The sequence below is a fragment of the Phyllobacterium sp. LjRoot231 genome, assembly GCF_964253365.1.
Lineage (GTDB): Bacteria > Pseudomonadota > Alphaproteobacteria > Rhizobiales > Rhizobiaceae > Phyllobacterium.
The window spans coordinates 67,166-82,314 of record NZ_CAXUQT020000005.1; the positions used below are offsets into that span (position 1 = coordinate 67,166).

A 15,149-nucleotide genomic window follows, 5' to 3' on the forward strand; every position below is an offset into this window, starting at 1 on the left:
AGGCCATGCGCAAAGCGGACATTTCAACGGCGCCTGTCGTAATCTACCGGGACTACACGTTGGCTGAGTTGCGGGCCGACGGCGCTGTTCATGTCATTGGTGTTATTCTGGCGATGGGAGGATCAGTCGCGCTCCTGTCCTTCATGTTCGATCGGACGGCCGCGGGTCCCTATGTGGCAACCACGGTCTATCTTGCTACGCTCGTTCTCTCCATCTCACTGTCGGCTTTGTACAATATCTGGCCGATCTCACCGATAAAACGGTTTCTGCGGCGCTTCGATCATTCGGCGATCTATCTCCTGATAGCCGGAACCTATACGCCGTTCATGGCAAAGAGCGGAACGTGGTGGCTGCTGGCAGGTGTGTGGGCAATTGCCATAGTCGGCGTACTCCTGAAGCTCCTGAAGCCGGACCGCTTCGACAGGCTGTCGATCGGGCTCTATCTTGGGCTCGGCTGGAGCGGGGCCGCAGCCCATCATGAATTTTCCGGCGCGCTCTCCGCCACGATCCTTTGGCTCATTCTCGCCGGTGGCGTGGTCTATTCGTTGGGTGTTGTTTTCCACGTCTTCGAGAGACTGCCATTTCACAATGCGATATGGCACGCCTTCGTGCTGGTCGCTGCGAGTATCCACTTTGCGGCGGTGTGTTCTACAGTCGTTTGATTACTCCGCTGGAACGGCCGGAGCATGGGTACCGCGTAGACGGCGGCCAATCTTGCTCAAGGTGCGAGACAGATCCTCCATGTAGAGGAAAATGACCGGCGTTATGAACAGCGTGAGGATCTGGGAAACCACCAAACCGCCGACCACTGCCACACCAAGTGGCTGGCGAAGCTCGGAGCTTGCTCCTGCGCCGATGGCGATGGGGATTGTACCCATGAGGGCAGCGAGGGTCGTCATCATGATAGGCCGGAAACGCACGAGACAGGCTTCGCGAATGGCATCGAACGAGGTTTCACCGGCTCTTTGGCGAACAAGCGCGAAGTCAACCATCATGATAGCATTCTTTTTGACGATGCCGATCAGCATCAGGATGCCGATAATCGCGATGACGCTAAGATCGTAGCCGAACAGATCAAGCGTGGCGAGCGCGCCTGCCGCCGCCGCCGGCAGGCCGGTCAGGATGGTAAGCGGATGGACAAAACTCTCGTAAAGGATGCCGAGTACAATATAGATAGTAAGGATCGCCGCGCCAACAAGCAGCCCCTGATTGGCAAGCGACTGCTGGAACACCTGGGCAGTACCGGTAAAGCTTGATGTGATGGTGGTGGGAACACCAAGTTGCGTCTTCAGTGCATCGAGTTCCTGTACCGCCTGACCGAGGGAGACGCCCTGCGGCAGATTGAAGGATATCGTGACGGCGGGCAGCTGCCCCAATTGGCTGACGGCCAGCAGCCCCGTCTTGCGCTCGACGTGGGCGAAGGCTGAAAGCGGTATCAGCTTGCCGGTCGTTGGCGAGCGGATCTGCATCTGATCAAGCTTGTCGGTCGTCCAGGGAATATCCGGGTCCAACTCGAGAATGACCTGATAGCTATCGGCCGTCGAGAATATCGTCGACGCCTGATTGGTACCGAAAGCGTAGTAGAACGTGTTGCGAAGCTGATCGGAATTGATACCGAGCATTTGCGCCTTGTCCTGATCGATCACCAAGTTTGCCTGAAGCGCGTTGTTCTGCAAATTACTCGATACGTCGACAAAGGTCTGGCGTTCCTGCTGCATCGCCAGCAGGATTTTCTGCGACCACGGATAAAGGTCGGTCGAGGTGATACTTTGAAGGTTGTATTGATACTGTGCATTGGAGGAGACGCCGCCGATACGCAGGTTCTGCACAGCAACCGGATAGCTGGTGATACCCGGAATCTTTGCAAGGGTTTGGCGAAGATCGCGCAGGAGAGGTTCAAGCGCCAGTCGCTCGGCTTTTGGTTTCAATTCGACGAACATTCGCCCCTGATTGAGACTTGCCGAGTTGAAGCCACCGCCAACGGTCGAGACAACATGCGTAACATACGGCTTGCTGGAGATAGCATCGGCCACCTTCTTCTGAAGCACCACCATAGCATCGAACGAAATATCCTGACGTGCTTCGGTCGATATCTGCAATTGCCCGATATCTTCAGTCGGTAGGAAGCCCTTGTTGATCGTTGAAAAGAGATAGCCGGTCGCAACAACCGTCAGCAGGAACACGCCAAGAACGACAGGGCGTGCACGCAGGCAGAGGTCAAGAATCCGGCCGTAGCCGGATTGCACCGCATCGAAAATACGTTCGGTGAGCGGTCGTTTCTTCTCGCCATCACTATGCTTTTCGGCGGGCAAATGACTGCAGAGCATTGGCGTTAGAGTCAGTGATATCAGTGCTGAGGCAACGATGGCGACTGTCACGACGACAGCGAATTCGTTGAAGATGCGCCCGACAACACCGCCCATCAGCAGGATCGGGATAAACACCGCGACCAGCGAAGTGGTGATCGATATGATGGTGAAGCCAATTTCTTCACTCCCCTTTAGCGCCGCTTCGCGCGGAGCCATACCGTCTTCGATATGGCGCGCTATGTTTTCAAGCATGACGATCGCATCGTCGACGACAAGCCCCACGGATAATGTCAAACCGAGCAGAGAGATATTGTCGATTGAAAAACCGAGCACATACATCGAGCCCAATGTGGCGATCAAGGAAAGCGGTACAGCGACGATAGGGATCATTGTCGCGCTCACACGGCGCAGGAATATGAAGATGACCAAGATTACCAGGCCGATAGTCAGAAGAAGCGTGAACTGAACGTCGGACACCGCTTGCCGGATGGAGGCGGAGCGGTCGTTTAGAAGATGGATGCTTGCTGAGGGTCCAAGATCCTGCTCGAATTGCGGAAGAATCGCCTTGACGCGGTCCACCACATCAACGGTGTTGGCGCCGGGCTGGCGAAAAACGCCCAAAACCAGCGACGGTTTGCCGTCATATCGACTTTCGGTCTGCGTGGTGGCGACGGAATCGATGACACGCGCCACATCACCCAGACGAACCAGCTTGCCATTTGCAGATTTGACGATGATCTGGCGAAACGTATCGGCGTTCTGCGCCTGCGTATCCGCTTCGATCGCCATCTGTTGCGTCGGGCTTGAGATTGTCCCAACCGGCGCGATCGAGTTCTTGCTGGCGACAGCAGATGTCAATTCGTCTATGCCGATCCCGCGGGCGGTCACGCCGTCGGGATCTACCTCGACACGCACCGCATATTGCTTGGTACCAAAGACCTGGACTTCACCGACACCATTGATGGTCGAAAAAGCCGGTGACATCACGTTCTCGGCGTAGTCGTCGAGCTTCGACAGTTGCATTGTATCGCTTTGCAAAGCCACGAGGACGACGGGCGCATCGGCAGGATTGCTCTTTCGATAGCTCGGCGGATTTGTCATGTTGGCCGGTAGTTGGCGCAACGTGCTCGCGATAGCCGCCTGAACGTCAGCCGCGGCCTGATCGATATTGCGGTCAAGATCGAATTCGAGCGTGATATGCGTTGCGCCCTCCGTACTCGTCGAACTGATCGTCGAGATGGCCTGGATCGTTGAGAACTGCTTGATCAGCGGTGTCGCAACGGCGCTCGCCATCGTGTCCGGGGCTGCGCCGGGGAGCTGGGCGGAAACCGTTATGATCGGGAAGTCGACTTGCGGCAACGCGGCGACGGGGATGAATTTATAGGCGAAGAGGCCTGAGGCCGCGAGAGCGACGGAAAGTAGAATGGTTGCAATTGGTCGGCGGATGAAGACCGATGAAATATTCATTTAGCAGCCTCTAGGGCTCCGGAAGCCGGGCTGTCGATTGAGGATGCAACGTCCGCCGCCTGTGTACTCGTTTGGACGGGTGAGCCGTCCTGCAAATGAAGCTGGCCATCGACTACCACCTGATCGCCAGGCGCCACGCCGGAAGCAATGACCGCCGTGTCACCTACCGTGTCCGTGAGTGTAATGTTCTGCTTTGCAACTGTTTTGTTGGAATGGACGAGGAAGACGAACGAGCCCTCATTCCCCTGCTGGATGGCAACAAGAGGTACAGTGGTAGCATTCTTATGAACAGTGAGTTCCACCACAGCTGTGACGTACTGGCCGGGCCAAAGCGCACCGTCTGTATTGGCAATATCTGCCTTCAGAACGACCGTACCGGAAGAGGTGTCGACGCTCGAATCGATGAAGTTCAAAGTACCTGTCGCGACCGTATCGCTATTGCCTGGAAGTTTGATCTGGACGGGCGTTGGATGATCCGCTACAGCCGCTCGCAGGGCCGGCAAATCACGTTCGGCGATGGTGAAGGCCACGCGCAGCGGCGCCATCTTGGTTATAGTGAGAAGGCTGCTCGTATCCACGGTGCGGACAAGGTTACCGACCGATGTATTGACGACACCCACGCGCCCGTCCATTGGCGCCGTGATCGTCATATAGGACAGTTGAACCTGGTCAGCCGCAATCTGCGCCTTGTCCATATCGATCGTTGCTTCCAGCACCTTCACAGCGGCTTCGAACTGGTAGACCTGCTGGTTGGTGTCTACGTTGCGTTTTGTGAGGTCCCTGGCACTGATCAGATCGAGATTTGCGGCAACCAGGCTAGCCTGGTCCTTGGCAAGCAGCGCTTGGTCTTTGTCGATCATGGCGCGGATAGCCCGGTCATCGAGCTGGAAGAGCACGTCTCCGGTCTTGACCATTTGACCATCGGTGACTTTGGTTTCGACGACGACGCCATCGATCTGCGGCTTGACGACAACCGTGTCGATGGGCTCCATCGTACCAACAACCGTCTTTGTGACGGGCACGTCTTGCGATTTGGCCGATGCAACCACTACAGAGGCGGGGCCGCCGCCTTTACGGGCCTTGCTGCCTGCAGGCGACGTATCGGCCGATGTGGCGCCTGAAACGGGTGAAGATGCGCGTGGGTACAGCTCGGGATAGACGGCAAAATAGCCAATACCGATAATAAGTGCCGCCGCGATCAGAAGGCCGATACGCTTCATGACAAATATCTCCTTCTTAGGGATATGCCCGTGGGAGGCGGCCCCGTTCCCTAATGCGCAAGCACTAACGACTCCAGAGGCCATTTCAAATTATACTTTCGTAATGATTTGAGGCCTTATCGGAGCGTCGCGGCGCCAATCACAGGCGCTATCTGGGTTTTTTGTAAGGCGTATCTTCGGGATCAACCGCTCGTCACACAAATGTTACGGAAACGCCCCATAGGCGGTGTCAAATTTCCGAAAGAATTGTAAAAGCGGCGCATGACCGAAATCCGTATCCAGAACCTCACAAAACGCTTCGGCGACGTCACCGCGCTTAATGATATCTCGATCGATTTCCCATCCGGGTCGTTCACTTCACTGCTCGGTGCCTCCGGTTGCGGCAAGACCACTTTGCTACGGCTGATCGCCGGTTTCGAAGTACCGGATGGCGGGCAGTTGTCGTTTGGTGACGAGTTTATCGCCGATGCTAAGAGCCAGAAGAAGCCGGAGGAACGCGGCGTCGGTGTTGTCTTCCAGTCCTATGCACTCTGGCCGCACATGGATGTGGCTGCGAATGTGGCGTATCCTTTGAAGACGCGAAAAGTCGGCAAGGACGAGATTACAAGCCGCGTCGCTGCCGTCCTCGACAGTGTGGGCCTTGATGGTTACGCCAAGCGGGGGATCGAGGAACTCTCCGGCGGCCAGCGTCAGCGGGTTGCCCTCGCCCGCTGCCTCGTCGCGGATGCGAAGATTATTCTCTTCGATGAGCCGCTCGCCAATCTCGACATGCACTTGCGCGCTTCGATGGTCGAGGCATTTCGCGATATTCACAGCCGTACGCGCGCGACGATTGTCTATGTGACGCATGATCAATCGGAAGCACTCGCGCTATCCGACCGTATCGCGGTCATGAGTTCGGGAAACATTCTGCAGATCGCCTCCCCTTTGGAAGTCTATCATTCGCCATCGGACCGGAAGGTGGCAGGGTTTATCGGGCGCGGGACGGTTGTCTCCGGAGCAGTGGTGCGGAGAAACGGTTCATCAATGGTCGTTGATATCGGTGGCACTCAAGTCACTGCACGTGGACACGTCGTCGGCACGGATAGTGTGCACGTCTTGCTGCGCCCTGAAGCTATCGCGCTTGCCGATCAAGGTCTCGATGCTGTCGTCCGGGAAAGCACCTATCGCGGACCGGTGCACGAAACGTGGCTCGAACTTGCCAATGGCGAGCGCCTGACGATCGATAGCCCGCACCTCCTCCCCCTTGGAAGCAAGGTACATGTCGCCGTCAGCGACGCCTGGATCATTCCTTAGTCAACGCCAAGGCAAGACGCCGGCTGGCAGCCTCCTGCCGAGCCGGTCCAGGACAAGGAGCAATGCCACGACGATGACAATGGTCGTGACTGCGATTGCCGCTGCTTGGGTGCCGAGCCCCGCTTCTTCCAGACTGAAGAGAACGACACCCAAGGTTTCGTTACCGCTCGACCACAATAATGCAGACACAGTCAGCTCGTTAAACGCACTCATGAAAACCAGGAGCGCGCCCGCGACGGCGGCTGGTGCGGCCAGTGGCGCTGTGATCGTCATCATCCGGCGTAGGGCGTAAGCACCGGACACCGCCGCGGCCTCATCGAGGTCGCGCGAGATTTGGCCAATAGCAGCAGTGACCGGCTTCATGGCGAGTGCGAAGAAACGCATGAGATAAGCGATTATGATGATCCACGGCGTGGCATAGAGGCTCCCGAAGAGTGGCAGCGGCCGCAGGAACAGAAGAATGCAGGCAATAGCGAGGACGATGCCCGGCAGCGCATAGGGCAGTTCTATCACGCCATGCAGGATACGTTGCGACAGGCGCGAAAAGCGTTCGAGGCCGATCGCCAGGGGAATGGCGCCAAAGGCGAGGATCAATGCTGTGCTACCGGCCAGCATGGCGGAATTGCGGAAGGCGCGGGTAGTCGAAGCCTGGCGGAACAACACTTCCTCGAAGTTGGAAAAGGTCAAGGTTGTCCAATTGAGCGGGACACCGAATGACGGAATAAGCGCCGTCGTCACCAAGGCAAGGACAGGGAGAATGAGCATGAACAGGGTGGCGATCCAGCCCAACAGCGCAAGCGGCAACCGCCAACTTCCCAGAGCGAAACGTGCTGGTGTTCCTGCCGTGAAGCGATGGCCGGCGCGGCGCAGAGCCAGCGCCTGCAAGGTGACGCCGAGGAGCGCCATGGTTGCGATCAGTACGGAAAGCGCCGCGACTTGCGGCAATACACTCGGACCAAAGCTGGAAATTCGCTGATAGATCAGCGTCGTCAGCGTCAGATAATTGACCGGCATGCCGAGCAGCGCGGGAATGCCGAAATTGCCGACACCCGAGACGAAGGAGAGCGCCGTTGCGGCGACGATATAGGGCCGGACCATGGGCAGGATAATGGTGAGAAGGACCCCGAGCGGCGAAGAGCCCGATGAGCGCGCCGCTTCCACAAGATCCCGCGGGACGCGCGTGAGCCCTGCCCGCAATGTAATGAAGACGATCGGCGCGTGTTGAATGGCATAAAGTAGGATAATGCCGTTGCGACCGAGCATAGGATTGGCGGTTCCCGGGAGTGGCGAGAGATTGAAGGCGCCGAGCAATGTGCTGGATGGCCCGAACAGATGCAGCCAGGACAGCGCCATTACCTGTGGCGCGATCATCAACGGCAGCAGCAGTAGAAAGCCCAGTGTCCTGCGCCATGGCAAATCGGTTATGGAAATGGCGACTGCGAACGGCGCACCTATCACAAGCGCCAGCAGTGCGCCGAAGAATGATGTGTCAAGCGTATTGAACGTTGCGCGGATGACCACGGGACTGGAGAGGCGATTTAAAAATGCGGCCAGATCAATTTCGCCGCCGGGTACAATAGCCGTCAACAGAAGGCGCAGGACGGGTAACAGGCTGAGCAGGAAGATGATGCTGAGAACGGCCAGACTCGAAAGCCGTGTGTTTTGGCGGAGCTTCCGCCACAGTATTGAGAGAAGGCCCGCATCGCGGGATGCGGGCCTTGCGCTCTGGCGAAGAGATTGGGTAACAGCCAAAGGGGTTTTACTGCCCCATAACTTCGCTGAATTTTTCCTTGTTCGCAGCATCGTTCGCCAAGGCGCCGGCTGCGTCAAATTTCAGGACCTTGATGGCAGAACGATTCGGATAGCCTGCCGGAAGGCCGGCATCGGGACGCGCAGGGATATAGCCCATGCTGACCGCCAGCTTCTGACCTTCTTCCGACAGGAGGAAATTAACGAAAGCTTTTGCCGCCTCGGGGTTCTTTGCGGTGGAGAGAATGGCGACCGGTTCGGTTACGGCTGAGACGCCTTCCTTGGGGAATACGAATTCAACCGGCGCACCCTTGGCCTTTTCGCGGATAGGCATGTAATCGACGATCATGCCGAAAAGCTTGTCGCCACCGCTGACAGCCTTCAGCACGTCGCCATTGCCGCCGGCAGCCTGCGCACCATTCTTGGCGAGCTCGGTATAGAAGTCCCAGCCCTGCGGCAGATTTTCGGTCAGCGTCACCGTGTGGATCATCGCGGCACCCGATGTCAGCGGGCTTGGCATGCTGACCAGGTTCTTGGCTTCCGGCTTGGTAAGATCGCTCCAACCGGACGGAACGAATGGCGCCTTGGTGTTATAGACGATGCCCGTGGTGATGAGTTTGGTGGAGAAATAGGTTCCGTCCTTATCTATCAGCGCGGGGTCGATGCCCTTCGTATCGGCATCCTTGAACGCGAGCAGGCGGCCCTCCTTCTTCAGCCCTTCCATTGTAACAACATCGGAAAGCAACAGGACATCGGGCTGAGGATTGCCCGCTTCGATCTCGGCGCGCAGCTTTGCCATGATCTTCGGCGTCCCATCACGAACCCACTCGACCTTGATGCCAGGGTTCTTTGCCATGAAAGCATCGGTCGTTTGCTGGGCGTCGGTGTTGGGCTGACTTGTATAGAGAACGAGTTTACCATCAGCGGCAAAGGCTGGATGAAGTCCGGTGGCCAGTAGAATTGCAGCGGCGAGAAGTTGACGCATGATGATCCCTTTTTATCAAATGAGACGAACCCGCTTCTCTCTGTGCGGGCTCACTATGATTGGCCACCTCTATACAAGCCGGATAACGGTTCTATGACACCTGTACGAAAGTCTCAATTGCCCGGGCAAGCACCGTTGACTATGTCAAATCATACAATCCACGGGTTCAATATTTTTCGCTTGTCACGCGGCTGTTATAAACAGACAGTACAAGGAAAAAAATTGCACAGCTGCGCAATGGGGTGGAAATAGATTATGCGGCCTTTTCTCAAGGTCGAGAAGATGAGCGTTGGCTACGGCACAACGACCGTTCTCGACAAGCTCGACCTCGATATTGAAAAGGGCGAATTCGTTGCTCTGCTCGGCTCGTCGGGCTGCGGCAAGACAACGCTGTTGCGTACGATCGCTGGATTTGCCAAGCCTTTTTCCGGATCGATCCGGGTGGCCGATCGCGATGTCACGCAAATGCCGCCGGACAAACGCGGTATGGCGCTTGTCTTCCAATCCTACGCGCTGTGGCCGCATATGACTGTCGCCCAGAACATCGGGTATGGGTTGAAATTGCAGAGACAGTCGCGACACAATATCGACGCGCGAGTCAAAGAGATGCAGAACCTGCTCGGCCTTGCAGGTCTTGGCAATCGTAAGCCGGGACAGCTCTCCGGCGGACAGCGGCAGCGCGTTGCGCTTGGTCGAGCCCTGGCGGTCGATCCGGAAATCCTCCTCCTTGATGAGCCGCTTTCCAATCTCGATGCGCGTATTCGCCTGACGGTGCGCCACGAAATTCGTTCCCTGCAGAAGCGTCTCGGTATCACGGCGATCCACGTCACCCACGACCGCGAGGAAGCGATGGTGATGGCCGATCGCATCGTCATCATGAATGCGGGCCGGATCGAGCAGGAGGGCTCGCCCGAGGACGTCTATAACAAGCCCGCCTCGCCTTTCGTGGCAGCCTTCATGGGAGCTGAAAATCTGCTGTCGATGCATGCGCGCGTTCATGGCGAGCAGGTTGAACTTATGGAGAGCGCGTTCAACCTATCGATCGTCACTGCGCGTGCCGGGCGGACATTGACAACCGGCCCGATTGAACTGCGTTTCCGCGCCGAGGCGGCCCGTCTTGCGAGTTCTGCAGATAAGTCGGCGCTGGAACCGGGGGCGCTGGAGTTACGCGGTCAGGTTGCAAGCGTCAGCTATCCGGGCGGCCATTGGCGTCACGCGGTTAGTCTGGGTGGAAACGAAATCCTCGTCGATGCCGATACGCCCTTTAACCAGGGTGAAACGGTGAAAGTACGCATTCCAGCCGAATCGCTCTTTATCTTCAACGCTGCTGAAGGCGTGACTGAAACACGCGCGCATTAAGAAATTGGCTGCCGGCAAACTGGCTGCCAACCCAACACTGCCACTTATCCAAATCTGCTCAAGGGAGATAAAATGAAAACGCTTCTACAGGCCTCTCTCATCCTCGGACTGGCGGTACCTCCGGCCGCCGCGGCCGATCTTACGGTTTTGACAGCCGGTGATCAGAACATGGTCGATTACATCAACGACTATCTCGGCCCTCTCTTCGAGAAGGAAAATCCGGGGACGACGGTTCGCGTCGTCGGCACAGGACCGGGTGATGCCGGATCGCAGAAGATCGTCGAGCGTTTCGACGCGCAGGCGAAAGCCAATGTCGACAAATGGGACGCGGACGTCGCTGTCGTGCATGAAAAATTCGCCGGGCCGTTGGTCAAGGATGGTTATCTCGAGTCCTATCGCTCGAAAATTCCTTCAGGCAATATGGTCACCAGCGAAAAGGCCAAAATGGCGCTCGGCTCCAATGTCGAAGGTTATGTCATGCCGATGTTCTCCAGCCAGACAGCGATCGCTTACAATCCGGCCCTGATCCCCAATCCACCCAAAAGCTATGAAGAGCTCGTCGCCTGGGCGAAGGATAATCCCAAGCAGTTCGGCTATAACGGCATCAAAGGCGGTGCTTCGGGTGTAAGCTTTGTCATGGGCTGGATTTATGCCTTCGGCGACGGCGATGCGAACAAACTGATGAATGGTCCGTTCGAAGAAGCCGAAACCAAGAAGTGGGACAAAGCTTTCGCAAGCCTGAAAGACTTCACGACGAATGCCACGTTGACCCCGGGCAATGCCGGTACGCTGGATATGCTCAGCCGCGGCGAGATTTCCATGGGGCCGGTCTGGGTCGACATGTTCTACTCGTGGCAGGCCGATGGCAAATTGCCGCCGGAAATGAAGCTGTTCCTGCCTGCGCCGGGCATGCCAGGGCAACCTATGCATTATGTCATTCCGACCAAGAGCCCGAACACGGAACTGGCAGAGAAGTTCGTCGCGCTTGCGACCAGCCCCAAAGTGCAGGCTGACGGCATCGTCAAGCGCTTCAACTGGTATCCGGGTATCGACGCAACGTTCGTGCAGCCGGAACTGGACAAGGCTAGCTGGGACAAGCTCTTCGTCGATATTTCTCCTGAGGATCTCGCTACCAAAGCTAAGCCCTTTCCCATCGCCCCTTACAATTCGGCTATCCTTGAGGCTTACGAAAAGAACGTAGCCAACTAACCTTATGCTGTCCTTGGGGCCATTGACACCTGTTGGTGGCCCCTCCCCTCCCCCGGAATATCCTGATGCAGACGCGCCTTCTCGCAATTCTCCTTGTTCTGCCGGCACTGATCATGATCGTGCTGTTCTTCATTGTGCCGCTGTTTGCTTCGATCCTTGGTGCATTCGAGGTCGGCGATACTTTTGGCTTTGGAAATTTCAGCAAATCGTTCGATCTCTATTCCAAGGATATGATCTTCACTGTCGTCATCGTCGCTGTTTCAACGGCGCTTATCGGACTTTTGTCCGTGGCGATTGGTGGATATCTAACCCTTGGCGAAAACCCGCGCGCTGTCGCGGTCCTGCGGTGGCTTTATCGTTGGCCCATGTTCATTCCCTTTATCGTTGTCGGCCAGGTCTTGCGCACCTTTCTTGCCAAGAATGGCCTGATGAACAACATTCTTGTCAGCCTCGGCATATTGACGCCGCTGCAGACGACCGGGTTTCTCGACTGGCGCGGCATCGTCATCGCTTTCGTATGGAAGCAGACGCCGTTCGTGACTCTTCTCGTGGCCGGCGCCATGGCATCGCTCGATCGCAGCACGATAGAAGCCGCGCGCAATCTTGGCGCCTCGCGCTTGCGCATCCTGATGGAGATTATCTTGCCGCAGATCACTGGCACGCTGCTGGTCGGTCTGATCCTTTCTATCGTCACCATGATGTCCGTGCTGTCCGTCCCATTGATGATCAATGCTCAGTCACCAACGATGCTGACCGCCGATATCGCGTTCCGTATCAACGCCCATGGTGACTACGGCGTTGCCAATGCGCTCGGCATGATCTCCTTGCTGTTGACGGCTGGTGTGGCACTGATATATCTGCGCCAGACAATGAAGGACCGCGCATGATGGCTCGTGTCGATCTCTGGTGGCTACCCCGTGCGCTTGTTCTCGGGCTCCTCGCCTTCATCATTTTCGGGCCATTGACCAATCTGCTTTTGTGGACGGTGGCAGAGAAATGGTACTTCCCTCACATGTTGCCGTTGGAATACGGGTTCACTTTCTGGGAGCGGGTGTTTTCACCGCGCGGTAACGCGATGACCTCGTTGATGACCAGCATCATCGTCGCGGTGCTCACCGTCATCGCGTCGCTGATCTTGGCCATTCCCGCAGGCTATGCTTTGTCGCGGCTGAAACTGCCGTTTCGCGGTTTGATCCTTCTGGCATTCCTGATCCCGCAAGCATTTCCGAACCTTCCGGTCTACGTAAATATCGCCCGTTTTTTCTACGAGATCGGCCTTAACGGGACCATTGCCGGCGTTGTCATGGTGCACGTTACCCACGGTCTGGTCTACGCGGTGTGGATTGCGACGGCAGCATTTTCGGCGGTGGAAATCGATCTTGAAGAGGCGGCGCGTTCGATTGGTGCCGGGCCGCTTCGCGCGTTCCGCGATGTAACGCTCCCCCTTGCCGCTCCTGGTCTCATGGCCAGCGCTATCTTCGTTTTCCTCGAATCTCTCGACGAATTTACCGGCAGCTATTTCGTCGGTGCGCCCGTCGTGAACACGCTGCCGCTATTGCTGTATACCGCGGGTTCGGGTGGAAATTATCAGATTGCGTCAATCACCGCTCTGCTGTTACTCGTACCGTCGATAGGCTTCATGCTGGTTGTGGAGCGATTCTTGCGGGCAGATGTGCTTTCCAAGGTCGGACATTGAAGACATGAAATCTAAAAACAAACACGCGCACAAAGGCGATAAGCAGTATGTCAGTGCGTTGCAGGTGGCAAAGCACGCCGGCGTATCTCGCTCGGCAGTGTCGCGGGCGTTTACACCGGGGGCAAGTGTCTCGGCCAAGAAGCGCGAGAAGATCATGGAGGCCGCGGAAGCCCTCGGCTATCAGGTCAACGATCTTGCGCGCGGTCTTCTGGCGCGAAAGAGCCGGCTCGTGGGGCTAGTCGTTACAAATCCCGAACTCGGCTATCGCTCACATCTGGTTGCGGCGCTGACCAAGGCGCTCATACATCGCGGCAGCGTTCCTATTGTTATCAATACCGGCCGCACCGAAGAGGAGCTGGTTGCGGCACAGAAGACGCTTTTCGGGTATCGTGCGGAAGCGACGATTATCCTCTCGGGTTCGCCGCCCTCCTCCTTCGTCGATCTTGCTCGCCGCAATGGCCAGCCATTGATCGTTCTTGGACGTTCGGAAACAGGGGCAGATGACGTCAATATCGACAACGAAGGTGCCGGTCGTGAGGCTGCGCGGTTCTTTCTCGCCGATGGTGTAAAGAAGCTGGGCTTCGCTGGCGCACTGTCGGGCACACCAACAACAGTCGAACGCGAATACGGGTTCCGGCAGGAAGCCGAACTGCATGATGCAACTGTAGTGACTGGGAACGGCCGCAATTCGGATTATGCAGGCGGGCAGGAGGCTGCAGAACACCTTTTCGCCGTTGGGAGCGACCGCCCGGACGCTGTGTTCTGTGTCAATGACCTGGTCGCATTCGGCCTGATTGACTATGTGCGCAAACACACGCAACTTTCGATTCCGGGGGATCTTTCCGTTGTAGGATTCGATGATATTCCGGAAGCGTCATGGGACGCCTACAATCTTACGACCTTTCGGCAGGATGCGGGTACGATGGCTGCCCATGCGGTGGCACTCCTCGATCGCCGCGAGGCTGAACCTGACCGCCCACCCGCTCATGAACGCTTGAATACACGTCTTATCTTACGCGGCAGCGCGCGTATTCCTGCAGCGTATAGATCCTAGAAAACTCCTGGAACTTCTTCCATGAAAATCATCCAAGTGACTGATCTGCATCTGGTGGCGCCGGGTGAAGCCCTGTGTGATCTTGATCCCTTGGCGCGTCTGCAGGCGTGCATCACCGACATCAACCAGAATCATGGTGATGCCGAGCTGGTGATATTCACCGGCGATCTGAGCGATACGGGCGACGAGGTTACGTACCGGGCTCTGGCGGGCGAACTGACCAAACTGCTCCCGCCCTTCCGTCTGATGCTCGGCAACCATGACGACCGCAATGCTTTTCTGAACGTCTTTGACACTGTCCAGGTTGAGGATGGCTTTGTCCAGAGTGTCGAAGACACTCGTGAAGGCAGGTTGATCATGCTTGATACATTGGTTCCTGGCCGGCCCGAGGGTCGTTTAGATGAGGTGCGTTTGCGCTGGCTGCAGCAACGTCTCGTGGAGGTTGGGGACCGTCCAGTATTTCTGTTCTCCCATCACCCGCCCTTTCCTATTTACATGCCTCTTTTGGACCGGATGGGCATCATCGAAGCGGATGCGCTCTACGCACTGCTGAAGGAACACGGCAATGTTAGGCATATTTTTGCCGGCCATGCACACCGGCCAATCGCCGGCAGTTGGCGCGGAATCCCGATCAGCGTTTTGCGCGGTACCAATCACCAGTCCGCGCTGGATTTTGATCCAGATAGAATTGCGGTTACGCACGAGCCGCCGGCCTATGCCGTCATTTTTATCGGCAAGGACAGCGTGATAGCGCACTTCCACGACTTTCTGGATCGAACGGCTGCGTACCGCTAATGTGTTAGGC

Annotated in this window: 12 protein-coding genes; 8 read left to right on the forward strand and 4 right to left on the reverse strand. The window is 56.9% G+C overall.

Going from position 1 to position 15,149, the window contains the following annotated elements; genetic code table 11:
• Nucleotides 1-5 precede the first annotated feature (5 nt).
• Nucleotides 6-662, forward strand: coding sequence for a PAQR family membrane homeostasis protein TrhA (trhA, locus tag ACSQ3H_RS31175; protein WP_436120903.1), 657 nt, complete (start codon nucleotides 6-8; stop codon nucleotides 660-662).
• On the opposite strand, the gene ACSQ3H_RS31180 is transcribed toward trhA, so the two are convergent.
• Together ACSQ3H_RS31180 and ACSQ3H_RS31185 are read right to left on the reverse strand one after the other, a co-directional pair.
• A complete protein-coding gene (locus ACSQ3H_RS31180) occupies nucleotides 663-3,776 on the reverse strand; it encodes an efflux RND transporter permease subunit (protein ID WP_436120904.1) in 3,114 nt (1,037 codons plus the stop codon).
• Nucleotides 3,773-4,996: an efflux RND transporter periplasmic adaptor subunit gene (locus ACSQ3H_RS31185; RefSeq protein ID WP_436120905.1), complete on the reverse strand. Its 1,224-nt coding sequence runs from the start codon at nucleotides 4,994-4,996 to the stop codon at nucleotides 3,773-3,775. Before ACSQ3H_RS31185 ends, ACSQ3H_RS31180 begins: the two co-directional genes overlap by 4 nt.
• Before the next feature lie 261 nt (nucleotides 4,997-5,257).
• Here ACSQ3H_RS31185 and ACSQ3H_RS31190 point away from each other — a divergent pair, with 261 nt between their 5' ends.
• Nucleotides 5,258-6,292, forward strand: a complete 1,035-nt coding sequence (locus tag ACSQ3H_RS31190) for an ABC transporter ATP-binding protein (RefSeq protein WP_436120906.1) — start codon at nucleotides 5,258-5,260, stop codon at nucleotides 6,290-6,292.
• Here ACSQ3H_RS31190 and ACSQ3H_RS31195 read toward each other — a convergent pair whose 3' ends face one another.
• Together ACSQ3H_RS31195 and ACSQ3H_RS31200 are read right to left on the reverse strand one after the other, a co-directional pair.
• Nucleotides 6,293-8,044 (reverse strand): ABC transporter permease, encoded by a 1,752-nt coding sequence (locus tag ACSQ3H_RS31195; protein WP_436120907.1) that lies wholly within the window; start codon nucleotides 8,042-8,044, stop codon nucleotides 6,293-6,295.
• 7 nt (nucleotides 8,045-8,051) lie between these two features.
• On the reverse strand, nucleotides 8,052-9,026 hold the full coding sequence (locus tag ACSQ3H_RS31200) for an ABC transporter substrate-binding protein (RefSeq protein WP_436120908.1): 975 nt from the start codon (nucleotides 9,024-9,026) through the stop codon (nucleotides 8,052-8,054).
• 255 nt (nucleotides 9,027-9,281) lie between these two features.
• Between ACSQ3H_RS31200 and ACSQ3H_RS31205 the strand changes: the two genes are divergently transcribed.
• The 6 genes from ACSQ3H_RS31205 to ACSQ3H_RS31230 all read left to right on the forward strand — a co-directional run bounded on the left by ACSQ3H_RS31205 (nucleotide 9,282) and on the right by ACSQ3H_RS31230 (nucleotide 15,139).
• Nucleotides 9,282-10,385: an ABC transporter ATP-binding protein gene (locus ACSQ3H_RS31205; RefSeq protein ID WP_436120909.1), complete on the forward strand. Its 1,104-nt coding sequence runs from the start codon at nucleotides 9,282-9,284 to the stop codon at nucleotides 10,383-10,385.
• 72 nt (nucleotides 10,386-10,457) lie between these two features.
• Nucleotides 10,458-11,594 carry an ABC transporter substrate-binding protein gene (locus tag ACSQ3H_RS31210; protein ID WP_436120910.1) on the forward strand — a complete coding sequence of 379 codons (1,137 nt, stop codon included), beginning with the start codon at nucleotides 10,458-10,460 and terminating at the stop codon, nucleotides 11,592-11,594.
• A 65-nt stretch (nucleotides 11,595-11,659) separates the two neighbouring features.
• The gene (locus tag ACSQ3H_RS31215; protein ID WP_436120911.1) at nucleotides 11,660-12,481 is read left to right on the forward strand and encodes an ABC transporter permease; all 822 of its coding nucleotides are present in this window, start codon (nucleotides 11,660-11,662) and stop codon (nucleotides 12,479-12,481) included.
• Nucleotides 12,478-13,290 (forward strand): ABC transporter permease, encoded by an 813-nt coding sequence (locus tag ACSQ3H_RS31220; protein ID WP_436120912.1) that lies wholly within the window; start codon nucleotides 12,478-12,480, stop codon nucleotides 13,288-13,290. The genes ACSQ3H_RS31215 and ACSQ3H_RS31220 overlap by 4 nt, the downstream gene beginning before the upstream one ends.
• A 4-nt stretch (nucleotides 13,291-13,294) precedes the next feature.
• Nucleotides 13,295-14,344 carry a LacI family DNA-binding transcriptional regulator gene (locus ACSQ3H_RS31225; RefSeq protein ID WP_436120913.1) on the forward strand — a complete coding sequence of 350 codons (1,050 nt, stop codon included), beginning with the start codon at nucleotides 13,295-13,297 and terminating at the stop codon, nucleotides 14,342-14,344.
• Between the two features lie 21 nt (nucleotides 14,345-14,365).
• A complete protein-coding gene (locus ACSQ3H_RS31230; RefSeq protein ID WP_436120914.1) occupies nucleotides 14,366-15,139 on the forward strand; it encodes a phosphodiesterase in 774 nt (257 codons plus the stop codon).
• The last annotated feature ends 10 nt before the right edge of the window (nucleotides 15,140-15,149 follow it).

Coding starts and splice junctions, on each gene's coding strand:
- trhA (WP_436120903.1), top strand. CDS start 6: ATGCGCAAAGCGGACATTTCAACGGCGCCTGTCGTAATCTACCGGGAC.
- ACSQ3H_RS31180 (WP_436120904.1), bottom strand. CDS start 3,776: ATGAATATTTCATCGGTCTTCATCCGCCGACCAATTGCAACCATTCTA.
- ACSQ3H_RS31185 (WP_436120905.1), bottom strand. CDS start 4,996: ATGAAGCGTATCGGCCTTCTGATCGCGGCGGCACTTATTATCGGTATT.
- ACSQ3H_RS31190 (WP_436120906.1), top strand. CDS start 5,258: ATGACCGAAATCCGTATCCAGAACCTCACAAAACGCTTCGGCGACGTC.
- ACSQ3H_RS31200 (WP_436120908.1), bottom strand. CDS start 9,026: ATGCGTCAACTTCTCGCCGCTGCAATTCTACTGGCCACCGGACTTCAT.
- ACSQ3H_RS31205 (WP_436120909.1), top strand. CDS start 9,282: ATGCGGCCTTTTCTCAAGGTCGAGAAGATGAGCGTTGGCTACGGCACA.
- ACSQ3H_RS31210 (WP_436120910.1), top strand. CDS start 10,458: ATGAAAACGCTTCTACAGGCCTCTCTCATCCTCGGACTGGCGGTACCT.
- ACSQ3H_RS31215 (WP_436120911.1), top strand. CDS start 11,660: ATGCAGACGCGCCTTCTCGCAATTCTCCTTGTTCTGCCGGCACTGATC.
- ACSQ3H_RS31220 (WP_436120912.1), top strand. CDS start 12,478: ATGATGGCTCGTGTCGATCTCTGGTGGCTACCCCGTGCGCTTGTTCTC.
- ACSQ3H_RS31225 (WP_436120913.1), top strand. CDS start 13,295: ATGAAATCTAAAAACAAACACGCGCACAAAGGCGATAAGCAGTATGTC.
- ACSQ3H_RS31230 (WP_436120914.1), top strand. CDS start 14,366: ATGAAAATCATCCAAGTGACTGATCTGCATCTGGTGGCGCCGGGTGAA.